This is a genomic window from Mesorhizobium sp. M0136, from assembly GCF_040322515.1.
In the GTDB taxonomy this organism is placed as follows: Bacteria; Pseudomonadota; Alphaproteobacteria; order Rhizobiales; family Rhizobiaceae; genus Mesorhizobium.
The window spans coordinates 66,056-93,053 of record NZ_JAMYTP010000009.1; the positions used below are offsets into that span (position 1 = coordinate 66,056).

21 protein-coding genes and 1 pseudogene are annotated in these 26,998 nt (G+C 63.2%); 7 read left to right on the forward strand and 15 right to left on the reverse strand.

The genetic code is table 11. The annotated features are described in order from the left end of the window. Position 1: 1 nt before the first annotated feature. The 5 genes from NKJ35_RS13065 to NKJ35_RS13085 form a co-directional block, all read right to left on the reverse strand. On the reverse strand, positions 2-1,066 hold the full coding sequence (locus NKJ35_RS13065; protein WP_352647509.1) for an ABC transporter permease: 1,065 nt from the start codon (positions 1,064-1,066) through the stop codon (positions 2-4). Continuing rightward, complete coding sequence (locus tag NKJ35_RS13070; protein WP_352647511.1) at positions 1,063-2,607, reverse strand: sugar ABC transporter ATP-binding protein; 1,545 nt, start codon at positions 2,605-2,607, stop codon at positions 1,063-1,065. The genes NKJ35_RS13065 and NKJ35_RS13070 overlap by 4 nt, the downstream gene beginning before the upstream one ends. After that, positions 2,604-3,257 carry a DUF2291 family protein gene (locus NKJ35_RS13075; protein WP_352647512.1) on the reverse strand — a complete coding sequence of 218 codons (654 nt, stop codon included), beginning with the start codon at positions 3,255-3,257 and terminating at the stop codon, positions 2,604-2,606. The genes NKJ35_RS13070 and NKJ35_RS13075 overlap by 4 nt, the downstream gene beginning before the upstream one ends. Before the next feature lie 111 nt (positions 3,258-3,368). Then, the gene (locus tag NKJ35_RS13080) at positions 3,369-4,310 is read right to left on the reverse strand and encodes a D-ribose ABC transporter substrate-binding protein (protein ID WP_352647513.1); all 942 of its coding nucleotides are present in this window, start codon (positions 4,308-4,310) and stop codon (positions 3,369-3,371) included. A gap of 264 nt (positions 4,311-4,574) precedes the next feature. After that, on the reverse strand, positions 4,575-5,402 hold the full coding sequence (locus NKJ35_RS13085) for a phosphogluconate dehydrogenase C-terminal domain-containing protein (RefSeq protein ID WP_352647515.1): 828 nt from the start codon (positions 5,400-5,402) through the stop codon (positions 4,575-4,577). Between the two features lie 330 nt (positions 5,403-5,732). Between NKJ35_RS13085 and NKJ35_RS13090 the strand changes: the two genes are divergently transcribed. The 3 genes from NKJ35_RS13090 to NKJ35_RS13100 all read left to right on the forward strand — a co-directional run bounded on the left by NKJ35_RS13090 (position 5,733) and on the right by NKJ35_RS13100 (position 8,252). Next, positions 5,733-6,407: a DUF2161 domain-containing phosphodiesterase gene (locus NKJ35_RS13090; RefSeq protein WP_352647516.1), complete on the forward strand. Its 675-nt coding sequence runs from the start codon at positions 5,733-5,735 to the stop codon at positions 6,405-6,407. 162 nt (positions 6,408-6,569) lie between these two features. After that, positions 6,570-6,995: a hypothetical protein gene (locus NKJ35_RS13095; protein WP_352506283.1), complete on the forward strand. Its 426-nt coding sequence runs from the start codon at positions 6,570-6,572 to the stop codon at positions 6,993-6,995. A gap of 66 nt (positions 6,996-7,061) precedes the next feature. Further along, entirely contained in the window at positions 7,062-8,252 is a 1,191-nt protein-coding gene (locus NKJ35_RS13100) for an NADH-quinone oxidoreductase subunit D (RefSeq protein ID WP_352506284.1), read from the forward strand. A 258-nt stretch (positions 8,253-8,510) separates the two neighbouring features. Here NKJ35_RS13100 and NKJ35_RS13105 read toward each other — a convergent pair whose 3' ends face one another. Beyond that, on the reverse strand, positions 8,511-8,942 hold the full coding sequence (locus NKJ35_RS13105) for a hypothetical protein (RefSeq protein ID WP_254817079.1): 432 nt from the start codon (positions 8,940-8,942) through the stop codon (positions 8,511-8,513). 350 nt (positions 8,943-9,292) lie between these two features. Between NKJ35_RS13105 and NKJ35_RS13110 the strand changes: the two genes are divergently transcribed. The 3 genes from NKJ35_RS13110 to NKJ35_RS13120 all read left to right on the forward strand — a co-directional run bounded on the left by NKJ35_RS13110 (position 9,293) and on the right by NKJ35_RS13120 (position 12,264). Continuing rightward, complete coding sequence (locus NKJ35_RS13110; protein ID WP_352647518.1) at positions 9,293-10,396, forward strand: HlyD family secretion protein; 1,104 nt, start codon at positions 9,293-9,295, stop codon at positions 10,394-10,396. Then, positions 10,393-12,006 carry a DHA2 family efflux MFS transporter permease subunit gene (locus NKJ35_RS13115; RefSeq protein ID WP_352647520.1) on the forward strand — a complete coding sequence of 538 codons (1,614 nt, stop codon included), beginning with the start codon at positions 10,393-10,395 and terminating at the stop codon, positions 12,004-12,006. Before NKJ35_RS13110 ends, NKJ35_RS13115 begins: the two co-directional genes overlap by 4 nt. A 93-nt stretch (positions 12,007-12,099) precedes the next feature. After that, a complete protein-coding gene (locus NKJ35_RS13120) occupies positions 12,100-12,264 on the forward strand; it encodes a hypothetical protein (protein WP_352478323.1) in 165 nt (54 codons plus the stop codon). A gap of 64 nt (positions 12,265-12,328) precedes the next feature. Here the strand turns inward: NKJ35_RS13120 and NKJ35_RS13125 are convergent, their stop codons facing one another. Beyond that, positions 12,329-13,081 (reverse strand): metallophosphoesterase family protein, encoded by a 753-nt coding sequence (locus NKJ35_RS13125; RefSeq protein WP_352478321.1) that lies wholly within the window; start codon positions 13,079-13,081, stop codon positions 12,329-12,331. Beyond that, a complete protein-coding gene (locus NKJ35_RS13130; RefSeq protein WP_254817010.1) occupies positions 13,074-13,886 on the reverse strand; it encodes a nucleotidyltransferase family protein in 813 nt (270 codons plus the stop codon). The genes NKJ35_RS13125 and NKJ35_RS13130 overlap by 8 nt, the downstream gene beginning before the upstream one ends. Positions 13,887-14,596: 710 nt before the next feature. On the opposite strand from NKJ35_RS13130, the pseudogene NKJ35_RS13135 reads away from it, so the two are divergent. Beyond that, positions 14,597-15,460, forward strand: a pseudogene (locus tag NKJ35_RS13135) (hypothetical protein). 59 nt (positions 15,461-15,519) lie between these two features. On the opposite strand, the gene amaB reads toward NKJ35_RS13135, so the two are convergent. The 7 genes from amaB to NKJ35_RS13170 all read right to left on the reverse strand — a co-directional run bounded on the left by amaB (position 15,520) and on the right by NKJ35_RS13170 (position 26,850). After that, positions 15,520-17,031, reverse strand: a complete 1,512-nt coding sequence (gene amaB, locus NKJ35_RS13140) for an L-piperidine-6-carboxylate dehydrogenase (RefSeq protein WP_352647723.1) — start codon at positions 17,029-17,031, stop codon at positions 15,520-15,522. Positions 17,032-17,214: 183 nt separating this feature from the next. Next, positions 17,215-18,477: an RNA polymerase sigma factor gene (locus NKJ35_RS13145; RefSeq protein WP_352647523.1), complete on the reverse strand. Its 1,263-nt coding sequence runs from the start codon at positions 18,475-18,477 to the stop codon at positions 17,215-17,217. Beyond that, complete coding sequence (locus NKJ35_RS13150) at positions 18,474-18,848, reverse strand: YciI family protein (RefSeq protein WP_254817007.1); 375 nt, start codon at positions 18,846-18,848, stop codon at positions 18,474-18,476. Before NKJ35_RS13150 ends, NKJ35_RS13145 begins: the two co-directional genes overlap by 4 nt. A gap of 85 nt (positions 18,849-18,933) precedes the next feature. Beyond that, positions 18,934-20,055, reverse strand: coding sequence for a DNA topoisomerase IB (locus NKJ35_RS13155; RefSeq protein ID WP_352647525.1), 1,122 nt, complete (start codon positions 20,053-20,055; stop codon positions 18,934-18,936). A 113-nt stretch (positions 20,056-20,168) separates the two neighbouring features. Further along, a complete protein-coding gene (locus tag NKJ35_RS13160; RefSeq protein ID WP_352647527.1) occupies positions 20,169-21,053 on the reverse strand; it encodes a transglutaminase family protein in 885 nt (294 codons plus the stop codon). A gap of 7 nt (positions 21,054-21,060) precedes the next feature. Continuing rightward, positions 21,061-23,472, reverse strand: a complete 2,412-nt coding sequence (locus NKJ35_RS13165) for a circularly permuted type 2 ATP-grasp protein (RefSeq protein WP_352647528.1) — start codon at positions 23,470-23,472, stop codon at positions 21,061-21,063. A gap of 6 nt (positions 23,473-23,478) precedes the next feature. After that, positions 23,479-26,850: a transglutaminase family protein gene (locus tag NKJ35_RS13170; RefSeq protein WP_352647530.1), complete on the reverse strand. Its 3,372-nt coding sequence runs from the start codon at positions 26,848-26,850 to the stop codon at positions 23,479-23,481. Positions 26,851-26,998 lie beyond the last annotated feature (148 nt).

Sequence of the window (26,998 nt, forward strand, 5' to 3'; positions counted from 1 at the left end):
GTCAGCCGGCCTTTGCCATCTGCATCAGCGTGACACGGCTCTGCAGCCGGCGCTGGGCTTGGTCGACGACAACGGCTACGATGATGACGAGGCCCTTGATTACCATCTGCCAGAACGAGCTCACCCCCATCATCACCAGCCCGTCCGAAAGGATGCCGATTACGAAGGCGCCGACAATGGTGCCGCCGATGGTGCCGCGTCCGCCCGACATCGAGGTGCCGCCGAGCACTGCCGCGGCAATGGCGTTGAGTTCGAAGCTCTCTCCGGTCGCCGGATGCGAGGCCATCAGTTCGGACGAGATGATCAGCCCGACGATCGCCGCGCAGAACCCGGAAAACATGTAGACGAACATCTTCACCAAGTTGACGCGGACGCCCGAAATCCGCGCCGCCCGCTCATTGCCGCCAACCGCGAAGATATGGCGGCCGAGCGGAGTGTATCTGGCGAGATAGGCCGCCCCCAGTGCCACGACGACCAAGATCCATATCGAAACCGGCAAGCCGAGCAGCCGGCCGGCGCCGAGGAAGCCGAACCCGGTGGTGCCGAGTTCCGGCTTGCCGACGAGATTGGGGAAGGTGCGCCCGTCGGACGACAGCAGTGCCAGGCCGCGTGCGACATAGAGCACGCCTAGAGTAGCAATGAAAGGCGCAACATTCAGCCTGGTGATCAGCAAGCCGTTGACGGCGCCGATCAATATGCCGACGGCAAGCGTGATCAGCGCGATCTCGAAGACGTTGAAGTAGATGGTGTAGCCGACCTGCAGGTCGATGCCGTTCAGCACGAGATAGCCGGCCACCATGCCGCACAGGCCGACGATCGAGCCGACCGACAGGTCGATGCCGCCGGTGATGATGACGAAGGTCATGCCCATTGCGAGGAATGCGTTCAACGCCACGTGCTTCGACATCAGGATAAGATTGGCGGCCGATAGGAAATTAGGGGCAGCTATCGAGAAGAATAACAGCACGGCGATCAGCGCGATGAACGTCCTCGCCTTCATCAGCGTCAGCAGGACCGAGCCGCTCGAAATGGAGTTGACCACCGCCTTGGCTGGAATGTCAGTCATGCGCCTTGCTCTCCGTGCGGGACCGGGCCGTGGCCGAGGGCCGAGGCAGCGACGAGCGCGGCCTCAGTCGCCTCCGCGCGATCGAAGATACCGGTCAATTTTCCATTGCTCATCACTGCGATACGGTCGGACAACGCCATCACTTCGTCGAGATCGGAGGTGGCAAACAAGATCCCCAGACCGTCGCGCGACAGCTTGCGCATGGTGCGGAAAACGTCGGCCTTGGCGCCGACGTCGATGCCGCGGCTCGGCTCGTCCATCAGCAGCACCTTCGGTCCGGTGAGCAGCGCCTTGCCGATCACCACCTTCTGCTGGTTGCCGCCCGACAGCGACGAGACTTCCTGCGCCGGATCGGCGACCTTGATGGCCAGTTCGCGCACCGTCTGGGTCACCGCCTGTCGTTCGGCGGCACCACGAATGTGGAACAGGCGCACGAACCGCGACAGGCTGGCCAGAGTCAGATTGCTGGCGACGGAGAGGATCGACACCAGCCCTTCGCGTTGGCGGTCTTCGGGGATCAGCGCCAGCCCGCGCCGGACGCGCCGCGTCGTGTCGCGCTCGTGCACCTTTTTGCCGGCAATGAATATCGCGCCGGTCGAATGGCCGTGGCGGCCCATGATGCAATCGAACAGCTCACTGCGTCCGGCGCCCATCAGGCCGTAGATTCCGAGGATCTCGCCAGCGCGCAGCGACAGCGAGACGTGGTCGACCGCAAGCCCGCCGGTGACGCGCGGCAGGCAAATATCCTCGGCGCGGAATATCTCTTCGCCCGGCACATGGCCGTCGGCCTTGGCGAAGTCCTTGGCGTCCGAGCCGATCATCTGCCGCACGATCCACTGGGTGTCGACGTCTTTCATCTCCGCCTGGCCGGTGATGCGCCCGTCGCGCAGCACCGTGATAGTGTCGCCGATGCGGATCAATTCCTCGAGCCGATGCGAGATGTAGACGATTGCCACGCCGCGCGCCTTGAGGTCGGCAATCACCTTGAACAGGATCTCGACTTCCGCCGCGCTGAGCGCCGAGGTCGGCTCGTCCATGATCAGGATGCGCGCATCGAGCGAAACCGCCTTGGCGATCTCGACCAGCTGCTGCTGGCCGATGCGCAGATCCTCGACCAGCATGTCCGGCCGGATGCCAGCCTCCAGCCGTTCAAGAAATTCCGCCGCGCGGCGCTCCTGCTCTTTGCGGTCGATTTTGCGGAAGCGGTTGGTGATCTCGCGGGTGGCGAAAATGTTTTCGGCGACGGTCAGGTTGCCGAACAGGTTCAACTCCTGGAACACCATGCCGATGCCGCGATTTACCGCGTCCCCGGATGACGAGAAGGAGACCTCCTCGCCGTCCAGCAGAATGCGCCCGAGCGTCGGCTGCTCGACGCCGGCGATGATCTTCATCAGCGTCGATTTGCCGGCCCCGTTTTCGCCGACCAGCACGTTGACCGCACCCTTGCGCACCTCGAAATTCGCACGTTTGACCGCGACGGTGCCGGAATAGACTTTCGAGACATCCTCCAGCTTCAGGATGACGTCTTGATCGCCGGTCATGGCTTCGGCCCGATCTCTGCCTCCGCTGGCGTCACCAGCGGCAGGTCCTGGCCGCTGCCTGGCGTATAGGCGCCGAGGATCTTGACGCTTCGGCCCTCGAGTGCCTCGCGCGGCAGCTTGGAAAGCACGGTCTTGTCGGCGTAGGCGTTGAAGGCCTTGCCGAACTGGGCGAAGTCGATCTGGTTGGTGAAATCGTTGAATTGAATGAAGTCAAGGCTGTCGCGCAGCGCTGTACCGCGCATGGCGGGTCCGATCTGCACCCGCGCATCCGCCTTGCCGTCGCCGTCGGCATCGACGTCCATTGTCGCCGCGCGTGACTGTGTATTGGCTGCAACGACCTTGCCCCCGAGCCGGACGGCGAAGGTCCATGGCGAATTCGCCTGCTTTTTCGGATTGCCGTATTTGGCGCCGGCAGCGGCGGGATCGGTCTTCGCCAAAGCATGAACCTCGGGAAACGGGCCGGCCTTCTGCTGCAGATAGGGTATCGCTTTCGCCGCCCAGATGTCCTCGACCTTCTTGTCGGGATTGAAGGCCGAGCCAGTGCCGCCATTTTCCGCTGACGGCGTCGGCAGGATCTTGCAGGCGGTCAGGCTGACTATAGCTGCAAGGAGCGATACGACAAGGATCGGCCGGGTCAGCGTGTTGAACATGTCGGCTCGTTCGGCATGGCGGTCAGGAGCACCCAGAGAAATGGAAGCAAGGGCGAAATGGAAGCAAGGGACGAACCGGAGCTCGTCCCTTGCGCTTGATGTTACGCCGGCTCAGTTGGTGAGCGCGAACGTCTCCAGCTTGGCGGCATTGTCGCCATTGACCAGGACGCAATCCATCAATTGCTTTTCCTCGGCCGGAGACTTCTTGTTCTTGATGAAGTCGTTGGCCTGCTCGACCGCCATCTGTGCCTGCGCGAAGGCCGGCTGCAGGACCGTCGCCTTGATGCCGCCGGAGGTTATCGAGTCGCGCACGTCGTTCGACCCGTCGAAGCCGACGACGATCACGTCCTTGCGGCCGGCAGCGGCAAGTGCCGCGTAGGCGCCCATCGCCATCGTGTCGTTGCCGGAGATCACGCCCTTGATGTCCGGATTGGCCTGGAGGATCGATTCCATCTTGGAGTAGGCCTCGGTCTGGCTCCAGTTGGCCGACTGCTGCGCCACCATCTTCAGGTCCGGATAGTCGTCGATGACGTCGTGGTAACCCTTGGAGCGGATGCCGGCATTGGTGTCGGATTCCTTGCCGACGAGCTCGACGAAATTACCCTTCTCGCCCATCAGCTTGACGAATTCCTGCGCGCCGAGCTGGGCGCCCTGATAATTGTTGGAGACGATCTGCGCGACGGCAACGCCGGTGGCATTGATCTCGCGATCGATCAGGAAGGAAGGAACGCCTGCGTCCTTGGCCTTCTGCACCGCAGCGACTGTGGCGTCGGCGCCGGCATTGTCGAGGATGATCGCCTTGGCGCCGCGGCCGATCGCTGTATCGATCAATTCGGACTGCTTGTTGGCGTCGTCGTCATGGACGAGCACCAACGCCTCGTAGCCGAGTTCCTTGGCCTTGGCCTCCGCGCCGACAGCTTCCGCCTTGAAGAACGGATTGTCATGCGAGGGGGTGATGATGGCGATCAAATCCGCCGCATAGGCGGGTGCGGCGGTGCCAAGAGCCAGCACGCCGGCGAAAGCCGCAAGCGTCATTCTGCGTGTCAGTTTCATGTATTCCTCCCGTTGAAAATCCGCGCCTTGTCCCAAGGCTATATGCATTCGATTTCGCTAGCCGGCCGTAGGTGGCGGGTCGCGTCAGATTCACAAGCCTTTGCCGGCTTCACTTCGACGGATCGCTTCCCACTAACCCCACTCATCTGGCCCCTGAGCCTGCTGCGAAGCTTGACAGTCCGATCCATCGAACAGCTAAGGCAACTGGTATAATGAGTCAATGACAATTTCAGGTGACATGTCCCGAAAGACGCGTCGCCGCCCTCAAGTGATGCGCTGAATGCTCGCGGCAATCTCCTCCGGCTCGAACACCCGTTTCCAGTCGTCGCGCATCAGAACCGGCTTGCCGAACTCTATCGCCTTGTTGCATGCGTCGGAGAACACGCCTTTGGTCTCGCCGAAGATGACGGCGCCAAGCACGTTCATATGACCAAGCAGGAAGTCGAGCGCCGCCTGCTTGTCGACCCCGCGCGCCACCACCTCGTCGACCGCCTCTTTCATGACGACGAGCAGCGAAGCGCATACCGTTTCCGAAAGGCCGGGCTCGAGCAGGGCCATCTGATCGACAGTGACGCGATGGGAGCGCATGACCGGCGCCCAGATGATCTTTGCGATCGCCTCACCCTTGGCGAAATCCTCCTCCGGTCCCTGCATCAAGGCGCTGACCATATGCTGCTTGGCCTTGACGCCGCCGAAATAGTCCTTCTTGGCCGCCATGTCGGTCTCATCGTTGAAGATCGGCGGATGGCAGGGGTGGGTGACGAAATAGGTCAGATCCGGCCGGTTCGGCAAATGCCCGGCGAAAGGTGCCGCGGCGTCGAGCACGACGACCATCGTGCCTGACGCAAGCTTGCTCTCGATACTCGCCGCGACCTTGCCGATGTGCGTGTCCGGCACCGCCAGGATCACCACATCGGCGCCATCAAGCGCCTCATCGGCGCTGACGGCATCGATGCCGAGGCCCGACTTCAGCCGCTCGCGGCCGGCGTCGCTGACCTCGACATGGCGTATCGTATACGAAGATCCGCGAAAATTGGTCGACAGACGGTAACCCATTTTGCCGCCTGCACCAAACAGCGCAATCGTTGTCATATGTCCGTTACTCCTGAATTCCAACGACGGCCCTACCGATCGTCATCCCATTGACTTGTATGCACATTGCCGCCGGCTGGCGGGTAAAAACGCGGGGAGCCGTCGCTCAAATGACGATGCCTGGACGTGTCTCGGGCGCCCGGATGTCCAGCGCAGCTACGCGGAGCATGCTACGTCAGGTACACATTATACCATCATACCAAATTCGCAAGCGGCCGCGGCACTGCTCTGACCATTTGTTTGCCCGTCGTTTACCTCTGTTCAACGGCAAAGAGCGATCATCGCGCTGACCCGCCGATCGGCGGGATGATTCGCAGCCAACAAAGGCCCATGCTCGAAACGTCACTCTACAGCCCGGTCAAGGCCTTCCTCGAAGGCCTGGGATTTATGGTCAAGGGCGAGATCGGCGGCTGCGACCTGCTGGCGCTGAGTGCCGACTCTCCGCCGATCGTCGTCATCTGCGAGCTGAAGCTGAAGTTCAATCTCGAGCTCATCCTCCAGGGCGTCGACCGTATGGCGGCGAGCGACGAGGTCTGGCTCGCGGCATGCATGTCGGCCCGTGGCAAGGGCCGCGAGAGCGATGTGAGATACCGCAATCTCTGCCGTCGGCTCGGCTTTGGCCTGCTTGGCGTGCGACCGAACGGCGAGGTTCAGGTGCTGCTCAGCCCGACGGCATTGGCCCCGCGTCGGGATCCCCGGCGCCGCTCGAAACTAATCGACGAACATCGGCGTCGGCAGGGCGATCCTGTCGCCGGCGGCGGCTCACGTGCGCCGATCATGACCGCTTATCGCCAGCAGGCACTGGCATGCGCCGCAGCACTCGCCGACGGCCCAAAGCGGCTGCGTGACTTGAAGCCCAACCTGCCGAACGCACCCAAGATTCTGCTGCACAACGTGTATCGCTGGTTCGAGCGCACCGATCGCGGGATCTACGAACTGACCGCTCAGGGCCGTGAAGCCTTGCAGCGCTGGCCGCAGCCCGATCGCAGCCACGCCGCTGCCTGACAGGCAACGCCGGATTTCGCGCCCTGCTCTCCGCGACAATCACGGCTTTCGGCCAGACAGCACTCAGAACAAGACAGCACCTCAGTCACGGAACCATATTTCGACACGATGGTTTTGTCGTCACCGAATTGATCGTCCGCTGAGCAAACGGAAGGAACGGCCATGCGCCTATCGACGACAATTGCCACACTTTCGGCACTGGCCCTTGCCTCGCCGGTCTATGCGCAATCCGTGGGACCAGAGCTTGCCCCTGTGCCGCCGACGGCGCCGCAAACCTTGCCAGAGCAAGCCACGCCCCAAGGGACCACTCCCGACCAGGCTACACCGGAGGATGCCTTCTCCGCCCAGAATTTCACCGCAGTGACAATCGTGGCGATGGAGGATCTGCCTCCTGACATCAAGGCACAGGCGGAGGCCGTCGTCACCCAGACCAGCGCCGAGGATTTGCGCATCCTGCAAAGTTCGATCGACGCATCGCCGCAGGCGGCATCGGCACTGGCGGCGAACGGGCTTAATTCCACGCAGGTCGTGGCGGCCAATATCGACGGCGACGGCACGCTGACGCTGATCATCCAGACGACGACGTGAGCGGCTGAAAGCGGACAAGCCGGCTCCGGCACGGAACCAAAGCCCGGCTGATCGCGGAGGACTGTCATGGTCGAGGCTGCAGTTCGCAACTTCACCATCAATTTCGGGCCACAACATCCCTCCGCTCACGGCGTCCTGCGGCTGGTGCTCGAACTCGACGGCGAGATCGTGGAACGCGCCGATCCCCATATCGGCCTGCTGCATCGCGGCACCGAAAAGCTCATCGAGTACAAGAACTACCTGCAGGCCTTGCCCTATTTCGACCGGCTCGACTACGTCGCGCCGATGAACCAGGAGCATGCATTCTGTCTCGCCGCCGAGAAGCTCCTCGAAATATCGGTTCCGAAACGCGGACAGCTCATTCGCGTGCTTTTCTGCGAAATAGGCCGGCTGCTATCGCACCTCCTCAACGTCACCACGCAAGCCATGGACATCGGCGCGCTGACGCCGCCGCTCTGGGGTTTCGCCGAGCGCGAGAAGCTGATGGTCTTTTATGAGCGCGCGTCCGGCGCCCGCATGCACGCGAATTATTTCAGGGTCGGCGGCGTGCATCAGGATCTGCCGCCGGAACTCCTCGACGACATCTGGAGGTTCTGCGATCCGTTCCTCAAGGTCTGCGACAATCTCGAAGAGCTGTTGACCGAGAACCGCATCTTCAAGCAGCGCAATGTCGATGTCGGCGTGATCGGCCTCGATGATGCCTGGGCCTGGGGCTTTTCCGGCGTGATGGTGCGCGGATCGGGCGCCTCATGGGATTTGCGCAAGGCGCAGCCATACGAATGCTATTCGGAGATGGATTTCGATATTCCGGTCGGCAAACATGGCGACTGCTACGACCGCTACCTTGTACGCATGGAGGAAATGCGCCAGTCGGTCCGGATCATGCGGCAATGCCTGGAAAAGTTGCGCTCACCCGAAGGCCAGGGACCGGTCGCGATCCCGAACCACAAGATCACGCCGCCGCCGCGTGCCACGATGAAGCGCTCGATGGAAGCGACGATCCACCATTTCAAACTCTACACCGAAGGCATTCGCGTGCCGAGCGGTGAAGTCTATGCCGCCGTCGAGGCGCCGAAGGGCGAGTTCGGCGTCTACCTCGTGTCGGACGGAGGCAATGTTCCCTACCGATGCAAGATCCGCGCACCTTCCTTCGCCCACCTGCAGGCGATGGATTTCCTGTCCCGAGGCCATATGATCGCCGATGTCGCCGCGATCATCGGCTCGCTCGACATCGTGTTCGGAGAAATCGATCGTTAGCCACGTCGAAGGGTCGCGGGTCCGTCCTTAGCGCACCTGCCCCGACTGCGCTCGAACGCCGGTCGGACGACGGCTCTCACTTGCGGCGGGCCAACTCAAATTCTCGCATCAAAACGGACGCATGGCCGCGACAAGGCGCAGCCAAGCGTCGAGGACTTTCACAATCTGCGCGGCCCGACGTGGCACGTGCCCTTCCAAGTTCGGAAGCGCTCTCCACGGCGCGGAAAGAACGCGTGTTCCGCCGTTCCTCGTACCGCGTCAATGCGCGATCAATCCCTTCAACCAGGCAACAAATCTGTTGCCGCGGACTATCCCGCGCACCCTGGCAGCGGCCCATCGCGCTTGCATCGTAGCACCGACATGGCAATGGCAAACGATTTGGTGCAACTGCCGGTCGCTCAGTTCGAAGAAGCGCTTTGCCTCACCATAGGTATCGTCCTTCAGCCCCATGGCACGCAGAACCGGATCCTCGAAGGCGACGGTGAGCGGCGTTCCAGCACCACGCGATCTGTCGCGCGCTTCCCTGTTCATATATTCGGTGCCTGGAAGCGCCCCAAGGCATCGCGTCGGGTTTTGTTCGAGAAGTTCCGCCCAACGTTCAATCCGCTGGTTTCGAGTCATCGCCGGATACGCCGCGAAGGACTCAACTTCCGCGACGGCTTGCAGTTGGTCGAGTGTTTGATGTTTCATGGTCGGCTCCTGTCGACAGGTGAATTTGCCCACGCCTTCATGAGCAATTATCGCGCCGTGGAGCGCTGACAAGGCCGGACCGCCGCAACATGAAGCATATGAATCACCTACCCGGTGAAACGGCGCTCTAGTTCGATCGCGCCGGCACCGCTCGGTGGGGTTCGATGTCGACCCGTTAACCGGACCACCCCATTCCGGACAGGAACTTTTGCGGAGGCTTGCCGTTTGGCTTTGCGTCCGCTTCGGCGGCTGCAATATCAGTCTTGAAAGCAATTCCGTTGGACACGAAGCCTCAAAGCGTCGAGCAAGACGTCGAGCCTGTAAATGAAACTCGGGAGCAACCGGCCCGGGTGCGAGAATCTCGTGGGCGATCGGCAGAGCCCCGGCAGGAAAAGCCCGACGGGAATGCCTCGCAGCGAAAGGCCGGTCTGCTCGGCTTTCCCAGGCGCCATCCCTATGCGGCCGCAGCGATAGCACTTGCGCTGTTGCTGGGCGCGGCAGGCATCGCGATCTGGTGGCTGAACGCTCGCCAGTACGAATCGACCGACGACGCCTTCATAGACGCGCGCACGGTGACGATCGGCGCGCAAATAGCCGGCCGCGTTACCGAGCTGGCGGTTACCGACAATCAGCATGTACAGGCCGGCGATGTCCTCCTGCGTATCGATGACAGCGACTATCAGGCAAACCTGAAGCAGGCCGATGCCGGCGTCGCTGCGGCCGAGGCCGCAATCGTCAATGTCACCGCCCAGATCGAGGCTCAAAACGCGAAGGTGAACGCTGCCCAGAGGCAGGTTGCCCAGGCCAAGGCAGCGCTGGATTTCGCCAAGGCCGAGGATCAACGCAACCGCGAACTCCTGGCCAGGGGCACGGCAACGCAGCAGCAGGCGCAGCAGGCGGCATCGACGTTGCGTCAGGACCAGGCCGCGCTGGACAGCGCCGAGGCCAATGTCGCCTCGGCAAAAAGCCAGGTTTCGGTCTTGCAGGCACAGGCCAGGAGCGCCGAGGCGCAGCTCGAGCAGGCCAAGGCCAGCCAGGAGCAAGCCCGCACGACGCTGTCGCGCACGACTATCACAGCACCCGCAGCCGGGCGCGCAACGAGCATTTCCGCCGCGAACGGCACCTACGCCCAACCCGGCCAGGTATTGATGATGTTCGTTCCCGACGAGGTCTGGGTGAAGGCCAACTTCAAGGAGACGCAGCTCGATCTGATGCGGCAGGGACAGCCGGTCGACATCGACATCGACGCCTACCCGGACAAGTCCTTCCATGGCCGCGTCGACAGCATCCAGGCCGGCAGCGGCACCGCCTTCAGCCTCCTGCCGGCTGAAAATGCCACCGGCAATTACGTCAAGGTGGTGCAGCGCGTGCCGGTCAAGATCGTCTTCGACAAGCCGCCGGATGTGCTTCTCGGTCCAGGTCTGTCGGTGGTGCCGACGGTCAAGGTGCGATGAACGGCGAAACCGCCAGAAATCAGGGCGAAAGCCGATCCGCCGCCGGGACGCACAATCCCTGGCTTATCGCCGTCGTCGTCTCCATCGCCACTTTCATGCTGGTGCTGGACACCTCGATCGCCAATGTCGCCCTGCGCAATATCGCCGGCAGCCTGGCGGCCGGAATGGACGAAAGCACCTGGGTGATTACCACCTATCTCGTTGCCAACTCGGTGATCATCCCGGTCAGCGGCTGGCTGGCAAACGTCATCGGCCGCAAGCGCTACTACATGCTCTGCGTTGCGACCTTCACCGTCGCGTCGCTGCTGTGCGGACTGGCACCCAACCTGGAACTGCTCATCCTGTTCAGGGTCCTTCAGGGACTCGGCGGCGGCGGCATGGCGCCAAGCGAGCAATCGATCCTTGCCGATACCTTCCCGCCAGAAAAGCGCTCGCAGGCCTTCGCGCTTTACGGCATTGCGGTCATCGTCGCGCCGACGGTCGGGCCGACGATCGGCGGCTGGCTGACGGACCATTTCTCCTGGCACTGGATCTTCTTCATCAACGTGCCGTTCGGCATCCTGTCGCTGGCGCTGGTGCAGTGGCTGTTGGTCGAACCGGACGTACTCGAACGCGAACGCAAGGAACGGCTGAAAGGCGGCCTTAAGATCGATGGGGTCGGTTTCGTCCTGGTGGCGATAGCCTTGGGGTGCTTGGAGATCTTTCTCGACCGGGGCCAGCGCTACGATTGGTTCGCCTCGAATTTCATCACCACTTTCGCAGTGATTTCCGCGATCGCGTTCCTGCTGCTTATCCCATGGGAAATCAGTCGCAGCGATCCGGTCGTCGACATGCGCCTATTATTCACGCGCCAGTTCGGCACGGCGTTCCTGGTCATGATGGCAGTCGGTGCTATCCTGTTCAGCACCACCCAGATCGTGCCGCAGCTGCAGCAGACGACATTTGCCTACACCGCGACGCTCTCGGGCCTTTCGATGATGCCGGGCGGCATCGCCATGCTGATCTTGATGCCGGTGTCCGGATTTGTAGGCAGCATCGTGCAGCCCAAATATCTGATCATGATGGGCATGTCGGTGGTCGCAGTGGCCCTTTGGCACATGACCTCGCTTACTCCGGACGCCAGCTTCCGCTTCTTTGCCTTTGCCCGTGTTTTCCTGATGGTCGGGCTGCCGTTCCTGTTCATTCCCATTTCAACCGCGGCCTATGTCGGCCTGCCCCCGCAGAAGACCAACCAGGCATCGGCGCTGATCAACGTTGCACGCAATATCGGCGGCAGCATCGGCGTCTCGCTATCCAACACCGTCATTGCGCAAAGCTCCCAGATCCATCAATCGAATCTGGTCGGCAACACCGTCCAATCGTCGCCCGCCTATCAGCAGGCGCTTCGGCAGGCGACTGAGCATTTCGTCGCCCAGGGTTCGCCGATGGTCGAGGCGAAGCAGCAGGCGATCGGCTGGCTTGGTCAGTTGATCGCCCGCCAGGCCACGCTGCTCGCCTATGTCGATGTCTTCCGCTACTGCGCGGTGGCAACCGCCCTGCTGGTTCCGCTGGCGCTGCTGCTGCGGTCAAGCAAGTCGGGTGGCAGCCAGCCGAATCCCGAAATGGGCTGACCGGCAAGTGCGACGGTGTGGTTTTCCAAAAACGGGCAAGCCGGGAACCAGCCGACCTGTTGCGTTGTTCTGCGCCAAGAGGAGATGATTACGATGGCCACTATTCCCACACCCGAGCCGACACCGACGCCGGTGCCACCGCCTCCTATTCCCGATCCCAAGCCCGTGCGTGAGCCGGACCCCGACAGGCTCCCCGACGAGGACCCCGTTCCCAACCCGGATGAAAACGACATTCCACCGAAGCGGACGGCTTTTTAGCCGGCAATTGCCGTGATCGTTCTGCAGTGTGTACTGCGATTGCCTGCGCCAGTGGCGCCGCCTGTCAGATTTCGAGCATGGCGTAGGGGCGGCCGGTCGGCTTGGCGACATGCATGGCAACGTTATAGACCGACGCCCCGCCCGGCGTGCGGCCCTCGTAAGCGCCGCGATGCGCATGACCATGCACAACCGCGCTGACCTGGAACCGGTCTATCGTCTCGGCCAGACGTGACGAACCGAGAAACGGGAAGATCTCCAGCGGCTCGCCTTCGACCGTCTCGACGACAGGCGCGTAGTGCAGAACGACAAGCGTGCGTTTGGCGCGGACCTGCCGCATCGCGTTTTCAAGCCGCATCGCTTCGTTCACGCTTTCCGCCACCATCGACTTGATGGCCGGTTCGCCGAAGGAGCCGAGCATGCGCGACCCGAAACCGCCAACGAAACCCTTGACCCCCACGAACCCGACCTCGTGAATCTCCGTCGCCTCGCCATCGAGGAGGTGAACGCCCGCCTGGCGCAGAATATCGGTAACCTGCTCGACGGCGCCCGACTCATAGTCGTGGTTGCCAAGCACGGCGACGACCGGGATCGTGCAGGCACGCAGTTCCTCGGCAAGGATTTCGGCCTCCCTAGGCTTGCCGAGATTGGTAAGGTCGCCCGTCAGCACGAGAACCTGGGCTTCACGCGACATCTCGCCGAAAAGGTCGCGGTACGAGGCCTGGTCCTCCTTGCCGACATGCAGATCGCCGATGGCGGCGACCTTGAGAGTGCCGCCATTTTCCGCCTTTGCCGAAGCAGATTCGAGCCCGTCAGCCATCGCTATATTCTCCTTCACCGCCGACGTCGGCAAAGCCCCATTGCTTGACGTCGATCTCATAGTCGGTTCGTGAAAGCATGCGCCCGCGGCAGATCCGCATCCGGGAAGGCGGCAATTCGCGCTGCTTGGCCAGCCGGTCAAGCAGTTCGTCGAGCAGCCACGCGGGCACCCGGTCGCGCTCCGTCGGATAGATCCATCGGAAGTTCAAGAGATGCATCAGCAGAACTTCCCAATGGACTTCCATGTAGGAAAGCAGCCTTTGCCAGTCGATCTGGTCGTGCGCCTTGAGGATGGTATGCGCGACGTCGGCCCCATCGTGGCGGCCACGATCCTGGATGAAGCATTTGGACCAGATAAGCTCGGTTGGGCCGATGATCCGCACCTGGCTGCCCAGTAATTCGGCCTGGCGAGCATGCTCCAGCCACTGGTCGTCGACAGGCATTGTGCCGTTCATTGAGGTGAAGATGACGTCGAAAAAATGCGTGCCCTTGAACACTTTGCCGAGCCACCGGTCGTCCTCAACCACGACGGCGTAGCCGATCTGCTTGAAATGGGCGAGGATGCGCGCGCAGTCGCCGGCCTTGCAGAAAATGTCCAGATCCTTGGTCGGGCGGGTGATCCCGGTATAGGCGCTTACGGCATAGGTGCCGGCGACGAGAAAGGGGATGCCGGTCGCGACAAGCTCGCGGATCGCTTCGATATAAAAGACCTCTGCTTCGGCATTGCGAGGCGTCGGGGCGGCTTTTGGATCGACCGACGGAACTGATGCCGGGATGGCGCTTTTCGGTGGGGGATCGATGATCATAAGCAATGGCTCCTGGCTCGGCAGACCAGCAGCCGCCTGTATCTAATAGCCAAGCATGCCCGATGGTTCCCGCCTGCTGCATCAGGCCGACACGCCGCCGTGGCCGGCCTTCGAAGCGGCTATGGGCGAGGTTGCGGCGGCGGCCATAAAAAGAAAAAATATGTGAGCGGCTATTTTTGGAGTCAAAATCGCAGCGCGGTCGGCCTCAAACGCGTCGAGATCGGCTCAAACGCGTCGAGGCGGAATGGACCCCGCCATCCTCCGGTCCGGCAAGGATTGGCTTCAACATGGTTCCGGAGCTGTCGGAGGCGCTGCGCACCCGGCGTAACAGCCACTTGAGCGCCCGTAGCCAAACCGACTCGGTTTTTCGGAACGCTGCAGGCGGCGTGGCGAAAAGCCCATTCTCCATTTTGTAATTCCTCACTGTCTCAGTCCAATCGGCGTTCTTCAACGAGCAAAACTGGTGTTGGTTCCGCCTCTCCGTCGGGGAATGCGGGCTGGCCAGGCGAAGCCACCATTATGGGTTCAAGCAGGCTAGTCTCGCGCGGCAAGATCAGCGTCGCGAGATCGGGGCCTCGGCGACCAAGTCGCGTAACTGCTAGCCGGCGGGATTCAGCTCGCATCCTGATGTGCCGGCTCTGGACACGGTCCGCGAAGGCTGAAATTGTGACCGGTATTTCCAGTTGCAAATTTGGTTGGGCTCGGCGGGGATGGCGCTGGTTTCTGAAGACATTGCCAGCCATCCGGCATTGCGTCGGCACGTCCAGGCTCAGTCGCGGACGCTGCTCCAGACCTATGAAGCAACCCCGCGGCTGGCTTCGGTGTTCGCCACGCAACAACGCTGGCTGATGGCCCACATCGGCCTTGCCTTGTATTTCGATTGAGAGCCGGACGACCATCGCAAGGGACTTACGTCCGCACGGTTCATGGACGGCATCCGCCGGCATTCGGTGGCCAGCCGCAACACCGCCGATGCCTTCCTGAAGGAGATGCTGCATTACGGTTTCATCCGGCATCTGCCGATTAAACACGGGCGCATTCGCCCCTTTGAGCCGGTCGCGGGCACTCTGGAGACGGTTGCCGGCTGGGTCATGGCTCATCTGAAAACGCTGGACAGCCTGGACGGTGGATCTCGACTGGCAGCATTCGTCGGACAACCGGACGTGCTCGCCAAACTGCAGCCGCTGGTGGCTGACGGCCTGCTTTCGTCGCATGCCGTGCGCGAGCCGAGACAGACCTTTTCCTTGTTCACCTGGCTCGACAATGGCGGCATTGTCATGGATTGGCTGATGTCCGGCATCGATCCCGATCATGCCGACCTGGACCGAATTCCGGCTGGTGTGGTCTCAATCGGAGATTTCGCGAACTGGCTCAAGCTTTCCCGGACCCACCTGTCACGCAAATTGCGCGCTGCCGAAGAACTTGGCAGCATTGGCTGGCTGGGCCAGCGCGGTCATTCGGTCATGTGGGTGTCGAGCGAGTTCTATCAGGAATACATGACCGCCCAGGCGGTCAAGCTCGCCATCATCGATTCAGCCTTCGACAATTGCGTTGGATCTGCCGAAGCCAGCTGAACCGCGAGCCGAACGCCGTCGTGGCGGCCTTGGCGCCGCCGCGACGGAGGTCTGGCATTTCAATCGATGTCGAACGACACGCCCTGCGCAAGCGGCAGCGCCTTGGAATAGTTCACCGTATTGGTAGCGCGCCGCATATAGGCCTTCCAGGCATCGGAGCCGCTCTCGCGGCCGCCGCCGGTTTCCTTCTCGCCACCGAAGGCGCCGCCGATCTCGGCCCCTGACGTGCCTATATTGACGTTGGCGATGCCGCAGTCCGATCCGTCGACGCCAAGAAAGCGCTCGGATTCCTGCAGGTCGCGGGTAAAGATCGACGATGACAGCCCCGCTCCCACCGCATTGTGTTCTTCTAGCACGGCGTCGAAGTCCGAATATTTCATCACGTAGAGGATGGGCGCGAAGGTCTCCTCCGTCACTGGAGAAACCTGCCGCGGCATTTCGACCAGCGCGGGACGCACATAGTAGGCCTCGGGATGGCCGTTCTCGACCCGCATTCCGCCGGTTATCTTACCGCCATGCGAAGCCGCCTCCTCCAGCGCCTTCTGCATATTCTCGTAGGCAGCCTTGTCGATCAGCGGGCCGACCAGAGCGCTTGTCTCCAGCGGATTGCCGACCGAGACGCTTTCATAGGCCTTCTTCAGGCGAGGGACGAGCTGGTCGTAGACGCTCTCATGCACGAACAGGCGCCTGAGCGTCGTGCAGCGCTGGCCGGCCGTGCCCATGGCGCCGAAGGCGATGGCGCGGAGCGCCATGTCGAGATCGGCCGTCGGGCAGACGATGCCGGCATTGTTGCCGCCGAGCTCCAGCACGGCACGGGCAAAGCGCTTCGCCAGCCGTGGTCCGACATCCCTGCCCATGCGCGTCGAGCCGGTGGCCGAGACCAGCGGCACCTTGGGATGATCGACCAGGATCTCGCCGACGGCGCGGTCGCCGATCAGAACCGGCGCCAGCCCCTTCGGCGCATCGCCGAAACGTTCTGCTGCACGCTTGAAGATCGCTTCGCAGGCGAGCGCCGTCAGCGGTGTCTTCTCGGATGGCTTCCACACCACCGCGTCGCCGCAGACCAGCGCAAGTGCTGCGTTCCACGACCATACCGCGACCGGAAAGTTGAAGGCCGAGATGACCCCGACGACGCCGAGCGGATGCCAGGTTTCCATCATGCGATGGCCGGGACGCTCGGTGGCGATGGTCAGGCCGTACAGTTGCCGGGAAAGACCGACGGCGAAATCGCAGATGTCGATCATCTCCTGCACTTCGCCAAGACCCTCGGATGGGATCTTGCCGACTTCGATCGATACCAACCGGCCAAGCTCGGTCTTGTGTGTGCGCAATTCCTCGCCGAGCAGCCGTACCAGTTCTCCACGCTTGGGAGCTGGCACCTGCCGCCACGCCAGGAAAGCTTTGTAGGCATTGTCGATGATCGTCGTCGCATCGGCCGGCGAGATGGTCTTCAGCGCGGCGATCTGCTCGCCGGTCACCGGGCTGCGCACGATGAGGTCGCCGCCCGTAAGCGCGCCTTCGGCAACGCCCAGTTTCGCCAGAAGCCCGGCCGTTTCCTTCGCAATCGTCATTTTCATCCCTTTCAGATCCCGTCGCTCATATGGCGTCGGTCCAAGCCTTGCGCCATACCCGCCACCTGCCGGTCGGCACACCAGGCGCTGTCATGGCGTGGCATTACTCGTTTCAGGGAAAAATCGCCACCCCGGCATGGTCTAACCAAAGGTCAGACCGTTGAACCAGGCGAAGGCGTCGGATCAATGCGCCGTTTGCTTGGCGCCTTCTTTCATCAGCCGGTCGATATGCATGCGGATATGCGCGGCCTCGGCGGCGGTATTGGCAAGCGCGATGGCGCGGTCGAAAGCGACGCGCGCCTCCTCGCCGCGGTCAAGCTGCATCAGCAGTCCGCCCTTGAGGCCGAAGAAATGGAAATAGCCGGAAAGCCGCCCCTCCAGCGGCTCGATCATGGCGAGTGCGGCTTCCGGTCCACGCACCTTGGAGACCGCGACGGCGCGGTTGAGCGTCACCACCGGCGACGGCTGCATCTGCTCGAGCAGGCCGTAGAGCAGGTCGATCTCGTTCCAGTCCGTATCCTCGGGCTTTTCCGCCCGCGCATGCAGTGCGGCGATCGCCGCTTGCACCTGGTACGGACCGGGCTTGCGATGGCGCAACGCCTTATCGACCAGCGCCAGGCCTTCATCGATCATCTTGCGGCTCCACAGGCTGCGGTCCTGGTCTTCGAGCAGCACGATCTCGCCGTTCTCGTCGAAGCGGGCAGGCGCGCGTGCATGTTGCAGCAGCAACAGCGCCGTCAGCCCCATGATCTCCGGCTCGGTCTGGAACAGCCTGAGCAGCAGCCGGGCCAGCCGGATCGCCTCTTCGCAAAGCGGCGCACGCGCCGATGCCTCGCCGCTATTGCTGGAATAGCCTTCGTTGAAGATCAGGTAGACCATGGCAGCGACGGCGGCGAGCCGTTCGGAGCGCTCGACCGCTCCCGGCGTCTCGAACGGCACCCCGGCGTCGGCGATACGCGCCTTGGCGCGCGTGATACGCTGCTCCATGGCGCTTTCACCGACGAGGAAGGCGCGGGCGATCTGCTTGACCGTCAGGCCGGAGACGATGCGCAACGCCACGGCGATCTGCTGTGTGGCCGGCAGGTCTGGATGGCAGCAGATGAACAGCAGCCGCAAAATATCGTCACGGTAATGCGCCCCGTCCAGCCGCTCGGCGACGTCGCTCTCGGCATCTTCCAGGTCGGAGATCTGGTCCTCCTCCGGCAGCGGCGCCTGCTTGGCGCGCTTGCGCACCGCATCGATGCCGCTGTTGCGGCCGACGAAGATCAGCCACGCTGCCGGATCGCGCGGAGGACCGTTTTTCGGCCAGTTGTTCAGTGCCCTCAGGCAGGCGTCCTGGAATGCTTCCTCCGCGGCATCGAGGTCGCGGAAGTAGCGCAGCAATGCCCCCATCGCCTGCGGGCGAGCGGTGCTGATTGCCGTGCTGATCCAGGCGAGTTCGGTCATGCGGAAACCTTGGCGGGATTGAAGAGCGAGACCGGCCGGATTTCATAGGAGCCGCCGCTCGGGTTGACCTCGGAAAGCTCACGCGCGAAGTCGACGGCCTCATCGAGGTCGGCGCATTCGAGCGTGTAGAAGCCGAGGAACTGTTCCTTGGTTTCGGCAAACGGGCCGTCGATGACGATCGATTCGCCCTTGACCTTCCTCAGCGTCGTCGCCGCGGTCGTCGGCAAGAGCCGCGCCACCGGGCCAAGGCGGCCCGCCTGGGCATATTTTTCCTGCACACCCAGAAGTTTTTCCATGACGGCATCGTCCTGCTCCTTGCTCCAGGAGCAGACGACGTCTTCAGAGGCATAGCAGAGGATCGCGTAGAGCATGGTTCGTCCTTTTCTCTGTCAAAGGACGAAACACTAGGACCGATGCCGACATGGCGTCGACAAAAAAATACGCCGCGGTCCGACGTCAGCTTTCTCTCGCCTTCAGCCATCTCAAGACCAGGGCCTCCTCGTTGTCGAGGCCGGCGATCGAGCGCTTGCCTTTGTTGGCATCCGCCATTTCGTCGAGCAGCCGTCCTTCGGACCAGGCGCGGAACACTTCCGGATGGATGTAGCATTGGCGACAAACCGCGCGTGTGTTGCCGAGCCGCTCGGCAACCTTGTCGATGACATTGTTCATCACCCGCTTTTGCTGCGCCTGGCTTTCGGGACGTTCGGTTTGGGCAAACAGCGACGCGGCATGAATGGTGCCGCCCCAGGTTCTGAAGTGCTTGGAGCTGAACTCCGCTCCGGCATTCTCCCTGATATAGCGGTTGACGTCGTCTGAGCGCACCGGATGCCTGTTTCCGCCCTCGTCGAGATACTGAAACAACTTCTGCCCCGGCAAGTCCTGCGCTCCGCGCACGACCTTGGCAATCCGGCGATCGACAAGCTTCAATCTCCATTCCTTGCCGGATTTGCCGACGAAGGCAAAACGCAGGCTTGAGCCCCTGATGTCGACATGGCGGTCCCGCAGCGTGGTCAGCCCAAAACTCTTGTTGTCGCGTGCATAGGCGGCATTGCCGACACGGATCATCGTGTTGTCGAGCAACCAGACTATAGCCGCCACGACGCGTTCCAGCGGCAGGCCGTGACGGCGCAAATCGACGTCGATCTGCCGCCGCAGTTCGGGCAGGCCTTCGGCGAAGGCGACCAGGCTCGAATATTTGACGCCGTCGCGCTCCTCGGCCCAGTGCGGATGATAGCGGTATTGCTTGCGCCCGCGCTGGTCCCGACCGGTCGCCTGGATGTGACCGTCGGCATCCGGCGAGATCCAGACATCCGTCCAGGCCGGGGGGATGGCGAGCGCCTTGATGCGTGCCAGCGCCTCCCCGTCGACAATCCGCCCGTCGGGTCCTTTGTACGAGAACCCCTTGCCCGAACGCAGCCGGCGAATACCGGGTTCAGTGTCGATGACATAATTGAGCGAGGCCCGAACGGCCGAGGCTTGCGCGCCGTTCTCCGGCGCTCCATTCTGCCGCACCCCGTTCTTTGGTGCAGCTTTCCTCACAGCCGATTGGCCAGACGACGATCCGGATTTGTCCAGCATGTCCTCTCCACGGAATTTCCGTAGATAAGCCGCTTGCCGGCTGCGGGTTCCACCGCCTCTTGATCTCTTGGTTCCAGCCTATCGCCGCCGCCGTGCAACGAAGACGTGCGTCATCACGCCTTTTCTAGGACGACCGGTATGACGTCGACCGCCTGTTCGCCGACCTGCCCGCCCGTGGTTTTCAACACGCCGACGATCGGCGCCACATCGGAGTAGTCGCGGCCGTAGCCGACCGTGATATGGTCGTTGCTTGCCCGCATGCCATTGGTCGGATCGAATTCCTGCCAGCCGGCATCGCGTCCGCACCACACCTTGACCCAGGCATGCATGGCGTCGGCGCCTTCGAGCCGCGGCTTTCCGCGCGGCGGGATGGTGCGGAGGAACCCGCTGACATAGCCGGCAGGAATGCCGAGGCCGCGCAGGCCGGCGATCATGATGTGGGAAAAATCCTGGCAGACGCCGCGCTTCAGGCCGAAGGCGTCGCTGGCCCGCGTCTGCACGGTGGTCGCCTCGCCGTCATAGGTGAAATCGCGGTGAATGCGGTTGCACAGAGCCATGGCCGTGCCGACTGTCGAACTGCCGGCACTGTCTTTCGCATAGGCAGTGATTGCCGGGTCGATGCCGGCATGATCGCTGGCGGCCAGAAAGTGATGCGGCGACGCCGGCGCCAGCGAGTGCACGGCGCCGAGTTCTTCCCTCAGCCGGCGTATGTCCGGCGATACGTCGAGCCCGGGCTCCGGCCGCGACACTGAAACACGCGCGCTCATCCTGATGTCGAGCGCATCATGCGCGTCACGAAAGGCGATCGAGGTGACACTGTTGCGGAAAAAGTCGGAAAAGTCGGAGCGTTCGCTGGGCGCCGGCACAAAGGACAGTGAAGCGGCGACGACGCGCTGCACGCCAGGGATGGTCGGCGGCAGCACGCGCACCTGATGGCGGCCGCCGCCGGCCGCCGCATCATAGTCGTAACGCAGGTGAAGCCTGATGTCGTAGAGCATGCTGTCTCTACCCGAAATAGGCTTTGGCGAGGCTGTTGTAGAGCCCGCCGATTTCATTGGCGAGATCGCCGAGGGCCTCGGCCGTCATGTCCGAGGGCTCCTTGATGGCGATCGACGTGTTGAGCTGCAGAATTTCCTTGGCCGCCGGCGACATATGGCCTTCAGCGCCGACGGAGGGCAGCAGCGCGATTTCGGCCTTCAGCCGTTCGAGCTGGAAAAGGATCGAGCGCGGGTTGAGCGGATCGAGCGCCAGAAGGTCGACCACCGTGCGCCGCCCCGCCTGCACCGGATATTGCCGACGGTGCGTCATGACGCTGTCGCCGATCTCCAGCATCATGTCGAGTGCGCCTTCAGGCGCCTGGGCTCTGGTCAGCCGGGCGAGCGTGCGGGCGATCTGGATGCCGCGTTCGAGCCTGCGGCCGATTTCGAGGAAACGCCAGCCGGCAAAGCGGTACATGTTCTCGTGCAGCAGGCCGGAAAACCCGGCCAGCTTGCGCAGGATCACCGTCATTGCCCTTGTCGCGTCATCGCCCGGCGCCACCGTCGCGGCAAATTGATGGATGGTCTTCGACAGATCCTTCAATGCCAGCCAGCCATCCGGCGAGAAACGGTCTCGGATCTGTCCGGCACTGTAGACGGCGCTGTCCAGGGTGCTGATGAGCCCCAATGGGATTGCCGTCTCGACATCGATGCCGAACGGCGCGAGATGGTCCCTGATATCGGCGAGCAGCGGCATCTCGGGATCGGATGTCTCGGCCAGCCGCACATGGTAGGCGCGCAGGATGCGCACCGTGTCTTCCGACCGCTCGATATAGCGCCCAAGCCATGTCAGGTTTTCCGCCGCGCGGCTGGGCAGGCTGCCTGGCAAGGTTCGGGTAAAGCTGTCGTGCTCCTGCGGCAGCAGCGTCTCGCGCTCCACCGGCCTGTCGCTGACCACCCAGACATCCGCCGCCTGGCCGCCGCGCTGCATGGCGATGGCCGTCGGGTCGAGCGAAAAGCCGACACGGGCAAAACCGCCCGGCATCACGGTCCAGCCTTCGGGCGTCCGCGCCAGATAGACGCGCAGGCTTGCCGGCCGCGGCTCCAGCCAGCCGCCGACATAGACCGGGGTGGTCGATAGCGTCACCGCTTCCTGGCCGACGAAGTCGCCGCCGTCCCGTTCGATCCGGGCGACGAGTTCGGCCCGCTCCTCGACCGACAGCGCTGACCCGAGCTTGGTCGAGCCGTCATCCTCGAAGGCGAGCCGCGCTGATAGCGCCGGACCGATCACCATGCTATCGATATTGGCGAGCACATGCTCGCGCTCCGCCTCCTGCCCGCACCACCACGTCGCGACGGTCGGCAGCAGCAGCTCCTCATTGCGCAGGGCGCGCGAAATCTTCGGCAGGAAGGCGAGCAGCGCGCGTGTCTCCATCAGGCCGGAGCCCAGCGCGTTGACGGCCGAAACCGCCCCCTGCCGGACCGCTTCGACCAGCCCCGGCGTGCCGATCTGCGAGTCCGGCCGCAGTTCGAGCGGATCTGCGAAGGCGGCGTCGAGCCGCCGCCACAAGACGCTCACCGGCATCAGCCCCGAAACGGTGCGCACCATCAGCCTGCCGCTCGAGACAGTCAGGTCCTCGCCCTCGAGCAGCATGATGCCGAGATAGCGGGCGATATAGGCATGTTCGTAATAGGTTTCGTTCAGCGGTCCCGGCGTCAGGATGGCGACACGGCCACCGGCTTGCTTGGCCATGCCGATCAGCGCATCGCGAAAACGGCGGAAGAAGCCGGCCAGGCGGTGCACATGCATTTCGCCGTAGATGTCGGACAGCGCCCTGGTGGTGGCGACGCGGTTTTCCAGTGCGAAGCCGGCGCCAGATGGGGCCTGTGTGCGGTCGCCAAGCACCCACCAGCGGCCGTCCGGGCCACGACCGAGCTCGAAGGCGCAGAAATGCAGAAAATGGCCGCTGGCCGGCCTGGTGCCGACGACCGGCCGCAAATATTCCGGGCTGGCCGCGATCAATCCGGCCGGCAGAATGCCTTTCTCGACCAGCCGGTTCGGCCCGTAGATGTCGGCGATGGTCTCCTCGAACAGATCGGCGCGCTGGACCAGGCCGGCGCTGATGTCAGCCCATTCCTGCTCCTCGATCAGCAACGGCACATGCGCCAGCGGCCATTCCCGCTCGTTGGCGCCGGCCTTGTCATAGACGCGGTAGTAGACGCCGGCGTCGCGCAGGTATTGGTCGGCGCGGGCGAAGCGCTGGGCAAGCTTTTCCGGCCCCAGGTCCTCCAGCGCCTCGATGAAGTGCCGCCAGGCCGGCCGCGGATTGCCTGACGCATCGACCATCTCGTCGACGACGCCGTCGATCGGCTGGTAGTGCTCCAGCAGACTGTGGGTCTGCGGCTTGCTGCGCAGCCTTTTGTGATTCCCCTTCGCCATGGCTGATCAGAGTCTTTGCGGTCGCCGAAGGTCAAGGGTCATCGGGAAATCTTCAGAGGCTTCTTCGTTGCGCAGCACATAGCTGGACGGCGTATGGCCACGCGGCTCGAAGCGGGCGAGCCGCCGCGCCTCCGCTTCGTTGCCGTTGACGGGGAACGTGTCGTAGCTGCGCCCGCCGGGATGCGCGACGTGGTAGACGCAGCCGCCGACCGCGCGGCCCGACCAGCGGTCATAGATGTCGAAGACCAGCGGCGTGTTGACCGGCAGCGCCGGATGCAGGCCCGACGCCGGCTGCCAGGCCTTGAAGCGCACGCCGGCCACCGCGATCTCGCGGTTGTCGGTCACCTTCATCGGCACCAGGCGGCCGTTGCAGACGACCGCGTGACGCTCCGGGTTGAGCCCCTCGGTCTTCACCTGCAGCCGCTCGACGGAGGAATCGACAAAGCGCACGGTGCCGCCGATCGCGCCTTGCTCGCCCATGACATGCCACGGCTCCAGCGCCTGCCTGAGCTCCAGCTTGATACCGGCATGCTGGACCTCGCCGCAGAACGGGAAGCGGAATTCGAGCTGGGCGTCGAACCATTCCGGACGGAATGCAAAGCCGTTCAGCTTGAGGTCGTCCAGCACATCGAGAAAGTCAGCCCAGACATAATGCGGCAGCATGAAACGGTCGTGCAGCGAGGTGCCCCAGCGCACGAAGCGGCCGTCGAGCGGGTTCTTCCAGGCCCGAGCGATGATGGCGCGCACCAGCAATTGCTGCGCCAGGCTCATGCGCGCGTTGGGCGGCATCTCGAAGCCGCGGAATTCGACCAGCCCGAGCCGGCCGGTCGGCCCGTCCGGCGAAAACAGCTTGTCGATGCAGATTTCCGAGCGATGGGTATTGCCGGTCACGTCGGTCAGAAGGTTGCGGAACAGCCGGTCGACCAGCCACGGCAGGGGTGCCGCGCCCTTGTCCGGATGCGGCACCTGCGCCATCGCGATTTCGAGTTCGTAGAGCGAATCGTGGCGTGCCTCGTCGAAGCGCGGCGCCTGGCTGGTCGGGCCGATGAACAGGCCGGAGAACAGATAGGACAGCGACGGATGCCGCTGCCACTGCAGCACCAGGCTTTTCAACAGGTCGGGGCGGCGCAGGAACGGACTGTCATTGGGCGTTGCGCCGCCGACGACGACGTGGTTGCCGCCGCCGGTGCCGGTATGGCGGCCGTCGATCATGAACTTGTCGGCGCCAAGCCGCGTCTGCCGCGCCTCCTCGTAGATCGCCGTGGTCGTCGCCACGCAATCCTGCCAATTCGCGGCGGGGTGGATATTGACTTCGATAACGCCGGGATCGGGTGCCACACGGATGACGTTGAGGCGCGGATCGTGCGGCGGGCCGTAACCCTCGATATGCACAGGCAGGCCAATAGCCTTTGCCGCGTTCTCCGCCGCCGCGACCAGTTCGAGATAGTCCTCCAGCGCCTCGACCGGCGGCATGAAAACGCAAAGCCGTCCGTCGCGCGGCTCGACCGAAAGCGCCCTGCGCCCGGCGCCCCCCAGCTCGGTGCTATACTGTTTGGCGCGGTCCTGCTGGGCGGTGGCGGGCGTGAAGGAAACGGCCTGCTGGCGTCGCGCCATTTCGTCGGCGCCTTCAAGTTCGGCCGGAGCGGGCGAAGAAACAGAACCGGGCAAGATCGCCTCACGCGCCGGCAACGATCCGCGCGGCAGCGATGGATCGACCGGCACGATGTAGGGGAACTGTGCCGGCGGCACGTAAGGCAGCGTGCCGAGCGGCAGGCGGTAACCGACCGGTGAATCTCCCGGCACCAGGAACAGCCTGCCGCGCCGCGTCTTCCACTTCTCCGAGCGCCAGCGCGGTCCTGACGCCTGGCTGTTCCAGCGCTGGACAGGCAGCACATAGCCCGACGGCTTGGTCAGCCCGCGTTCGAACACCCGCGCCATGCGGCTGCGCTCCTCCGGGTCCTCCAACTTCGAATTGGAAGGATCGACGTTGTCCGGTAGCTTGCCTTCCTTGAGCAGCCATTCGGCGGGATCCTCATAGGCTTCGCTGACCATCGTCTTGTCGATGCCGAGTTCGTCGGCAATCGCGGTCAGCAGGCTCTCGGCCTGCATCGGTCCGACATCCGCCTCGCTCTTTTCATGCGCGATCAACGACGGGTCGCTCCACACCGGCTCGCCGTCGGTGCGCCAGTAGAGCGAGAAGGTCCAGCGCGGCAGGCTTTCGCCGGGGTACCACTTGCCTTGCCCGTAATGCAGGAAGCCGCCCGGCGCGAAGCGCTCGCGCAGCCGGCGGATCAGCGCATCGGCCTTTTCGCGTTTGGTTGGCCCGACGGCGGCGGTGTTCCACTCTGCAGCCTCGAAATCGTCGATCGAGACGAAGGTCGGCTCGCCGCCCATGGTCAGCCGCACGTCGCCGGCATCAAGCGCGGCGTCAACCTGGTTGCCCAGCGCATCGAGCGCCTGCCAGCTTTCGTCGGAAAACGGCTTGGTAATGCGCGGATGCTCGGCGATGCGGTCGACCCGCATGTCGAAGCCGAACTCGACATTGGCGAAGCTCGCCATGCCGGAGATCGGCGCAGCATTGCGGAAATGCGGCGTTGCCGCGAGCGGCACATGGCTTTCGCCGGTGAGCAGGCCGGAGGTCGGGTCGAAGCCGATCCAACCGGCGCCCGGCAGATACACCTCGCACCAGGCATGGAGATCGGTGAAGTCGACGGCGGTGCCGGGCGGTCCGTCAAGCGCGACGAGGTCGGGCTTCAGCTGGATCAGGTAGCCGGAAACGAAGCGCGCAGCGATGCCGAGGTTCCTCAGTATCTGCACCAGGAGCCAGCTGGAATCCCGGCACGACCCCTTGCCGGCGGCCAGCGTTTCCTCGGGCGAGAAGACGCCGGTTTCCATGCGCACGATATACGCGATCTCGCGCTGCAGCCGCGCATTGAGGTCGACGACAAAATTGACGGTGTTGGTCGGGCCGCGGTCGAGGGTTTTGAGGAATGCCTCCAACAGCGGCCCCGCCGGTTCCGGCGTCCGGTAGATGGTCAGATCGTCCCTGATCTCTTCGGGGTATTCGAACGGAAACGTCTCGGCCGAGGGCTCGACGAAGAAATCGAACGGATTGTAGACCGTCATGTCGGCAACGAGATCGACCTCGATCTTCAGTTCCGTCACCGGCTCGGGGAAGACGAAGCGGGCCAGGAAATTACCGTAGGGGTCCTGCTGCAAATTGACGAAGTGGTTTGCCGGCCCGACCTTCAGCGAATGGCTAAGCACTTTCGTGCGGGAATGCGGCGCGGGCTGCAACCTTATGACTTGCGGGCCTAATACGACCGGCCGGTCGTATTTGTAGTGGGTCAGGTGATAGACGGCTGCCAGAATTGCCATGGTGCCCCTGAAGTCGGCGTTTCAAAAGGAGTTCGCTGAACCCTGCCACGAATGCTGAGCATTCTCCAAGCAGAGATGTTGCGCTGCACCTAAATTAAGCAGCTTTCATAGCTTCACGAAACGGAGCGCCGACCCCTGGATTCCGCAG

Coding starts and splice junctions, on each gene's coding strand:
- NKJ35_RS13065 (WP_352647509.1), bottom strand. CDS start 1,066: ATGACTGACATTCCAGCCAAGGCGGTGGTCAACTCCATTTCGAGCGGC.
- NKJ35_RS13070 (WP_352647511.1), bottom strand. CDS start 2,607: ATGACCGGCGATCAAGACGTCATCCTGAAGCTGGAGGATGTCTCGAAA.
- NKJ35_RS13075 (WP_352647512.1), bottom strand. CDS start 3,257: ATGTTCAACACGCTGACCCGGCCGATCCTTGTCGTATCGCTCCTTGCA.
- NKJ35_RS13080 (WP_352647513.1), bottom strand. CDS start 4,310: ATGAAACTGACACGCAGAATGACGCTTGCGGCTTTCGCCGGCGTGCTG.
- NKJ35_RS13085 (WP_352647515.1), bottom strand. CDS start 5,402: ATGACAACGATTGCGCTGTTTGGTGCAGGCGGCAAAATGGGTTACCGT.
- NKJ35_RS13090 (WP_352647516.1), top strand. CDS start 5,733: ATGCTCGAAACGTCACTCTACAGCCCGGTCAAGGCCTTCCTCGAAGGC.
- NKJ35_RS13095 (WP_352506283.1), top strand. CDS start 6,570: ATGCGCCTATCGACGACAATTGCCACACTTTCGGCACTGGCCCTTGCC.
- NKJ35_RS13100 (WP_352506284.1), top strand. CDS start 7,062: ATGGTCGAGGCTGCAGTTCGCAACTTCACCATCAATTTCGGGCCACAA.
- NKJ35_RS13105 (WP_254817079.1), bottom strand. CDS start 8,942: ATGAAACATCAAACACTCGACCAACTGCAAGCCGTCGCGGAAGTTGAG.
- NKJ35_RS13115 (WP_352647520.1), top strand. CDS start 10,393: ATGAACGGCGAAACCGCCAGAAATCAGGGCGAAAGCCGATCCGCCGCC.
- NKJ35_RS13120 (WP_352478323.1), top strand. CDS start 12,100: ATGGCCACTATTCCCACACCCGAGCCGACACCGACGCCGGTGCCACCG.
- NKJ35_RS13125 (WP_352478321.1), bottom strand. CDS start 13,081: ATGGCTGACGGGCTCGAATCTGCTTCGGCAAAGGCGGAAAATGGCGGC.
- NKJ35_RS13130 (WP_254817010.1), bottom strand. CDS start 13,886: ATGATCATCGATCCCCCACCGAAAAGCGCCATCCCGGCATCAGTTCCG.
- amaB (WP_352647723.1), bottom strand. CDS start 17,031: ATGACGATTGCGAAGGAAACGGCCGGGCTTCTGGCGAAACTGGGCGTT.
- NKJ35_RS13145 (WP_352647523.1), bottom strand. CDS start 18,477: ATGACCGAACTCGCCTGGATCAGCACGGCAATCAGCACCGCTCGCCCG.
- NKJ35_RS13150 (WP_254817007.1), bottom strand. CDS start 18,848: ATGCTCTACGCGATCCTCTGCTATGCCTCTGAAGACGTCGTCTGCTCC.
- NKJ35_RS13155 (WP_352647525.1), bottom strand. CDS start 20,055: ATGCTGGACAAATCCGGATCGTCGTCTGGCCAATCGGCTGTGAGGAAA.
- NKJ35_RS13160 (WP_352647527.1), bottom strand. CDS start 21,053: ATGCTCTACGACATCAGGCTTCACCTGCGTTACGACTATGATGCGGCG.
- NKJ35_RS13165 (WP_352647528.1), bottom strand. CDS start 23,472: ATGGCGAAGGGGAATCACAAAAGGCTGCGCAGCAAGCCGCAGACCCAC.
- NKJ35_RS13170 (WP_352647530.1), bottom strand. CDS start 26,850: ATGGCAATTCTGGCAGCCGTCTATCACCTGACCCACTACAAATACGAC.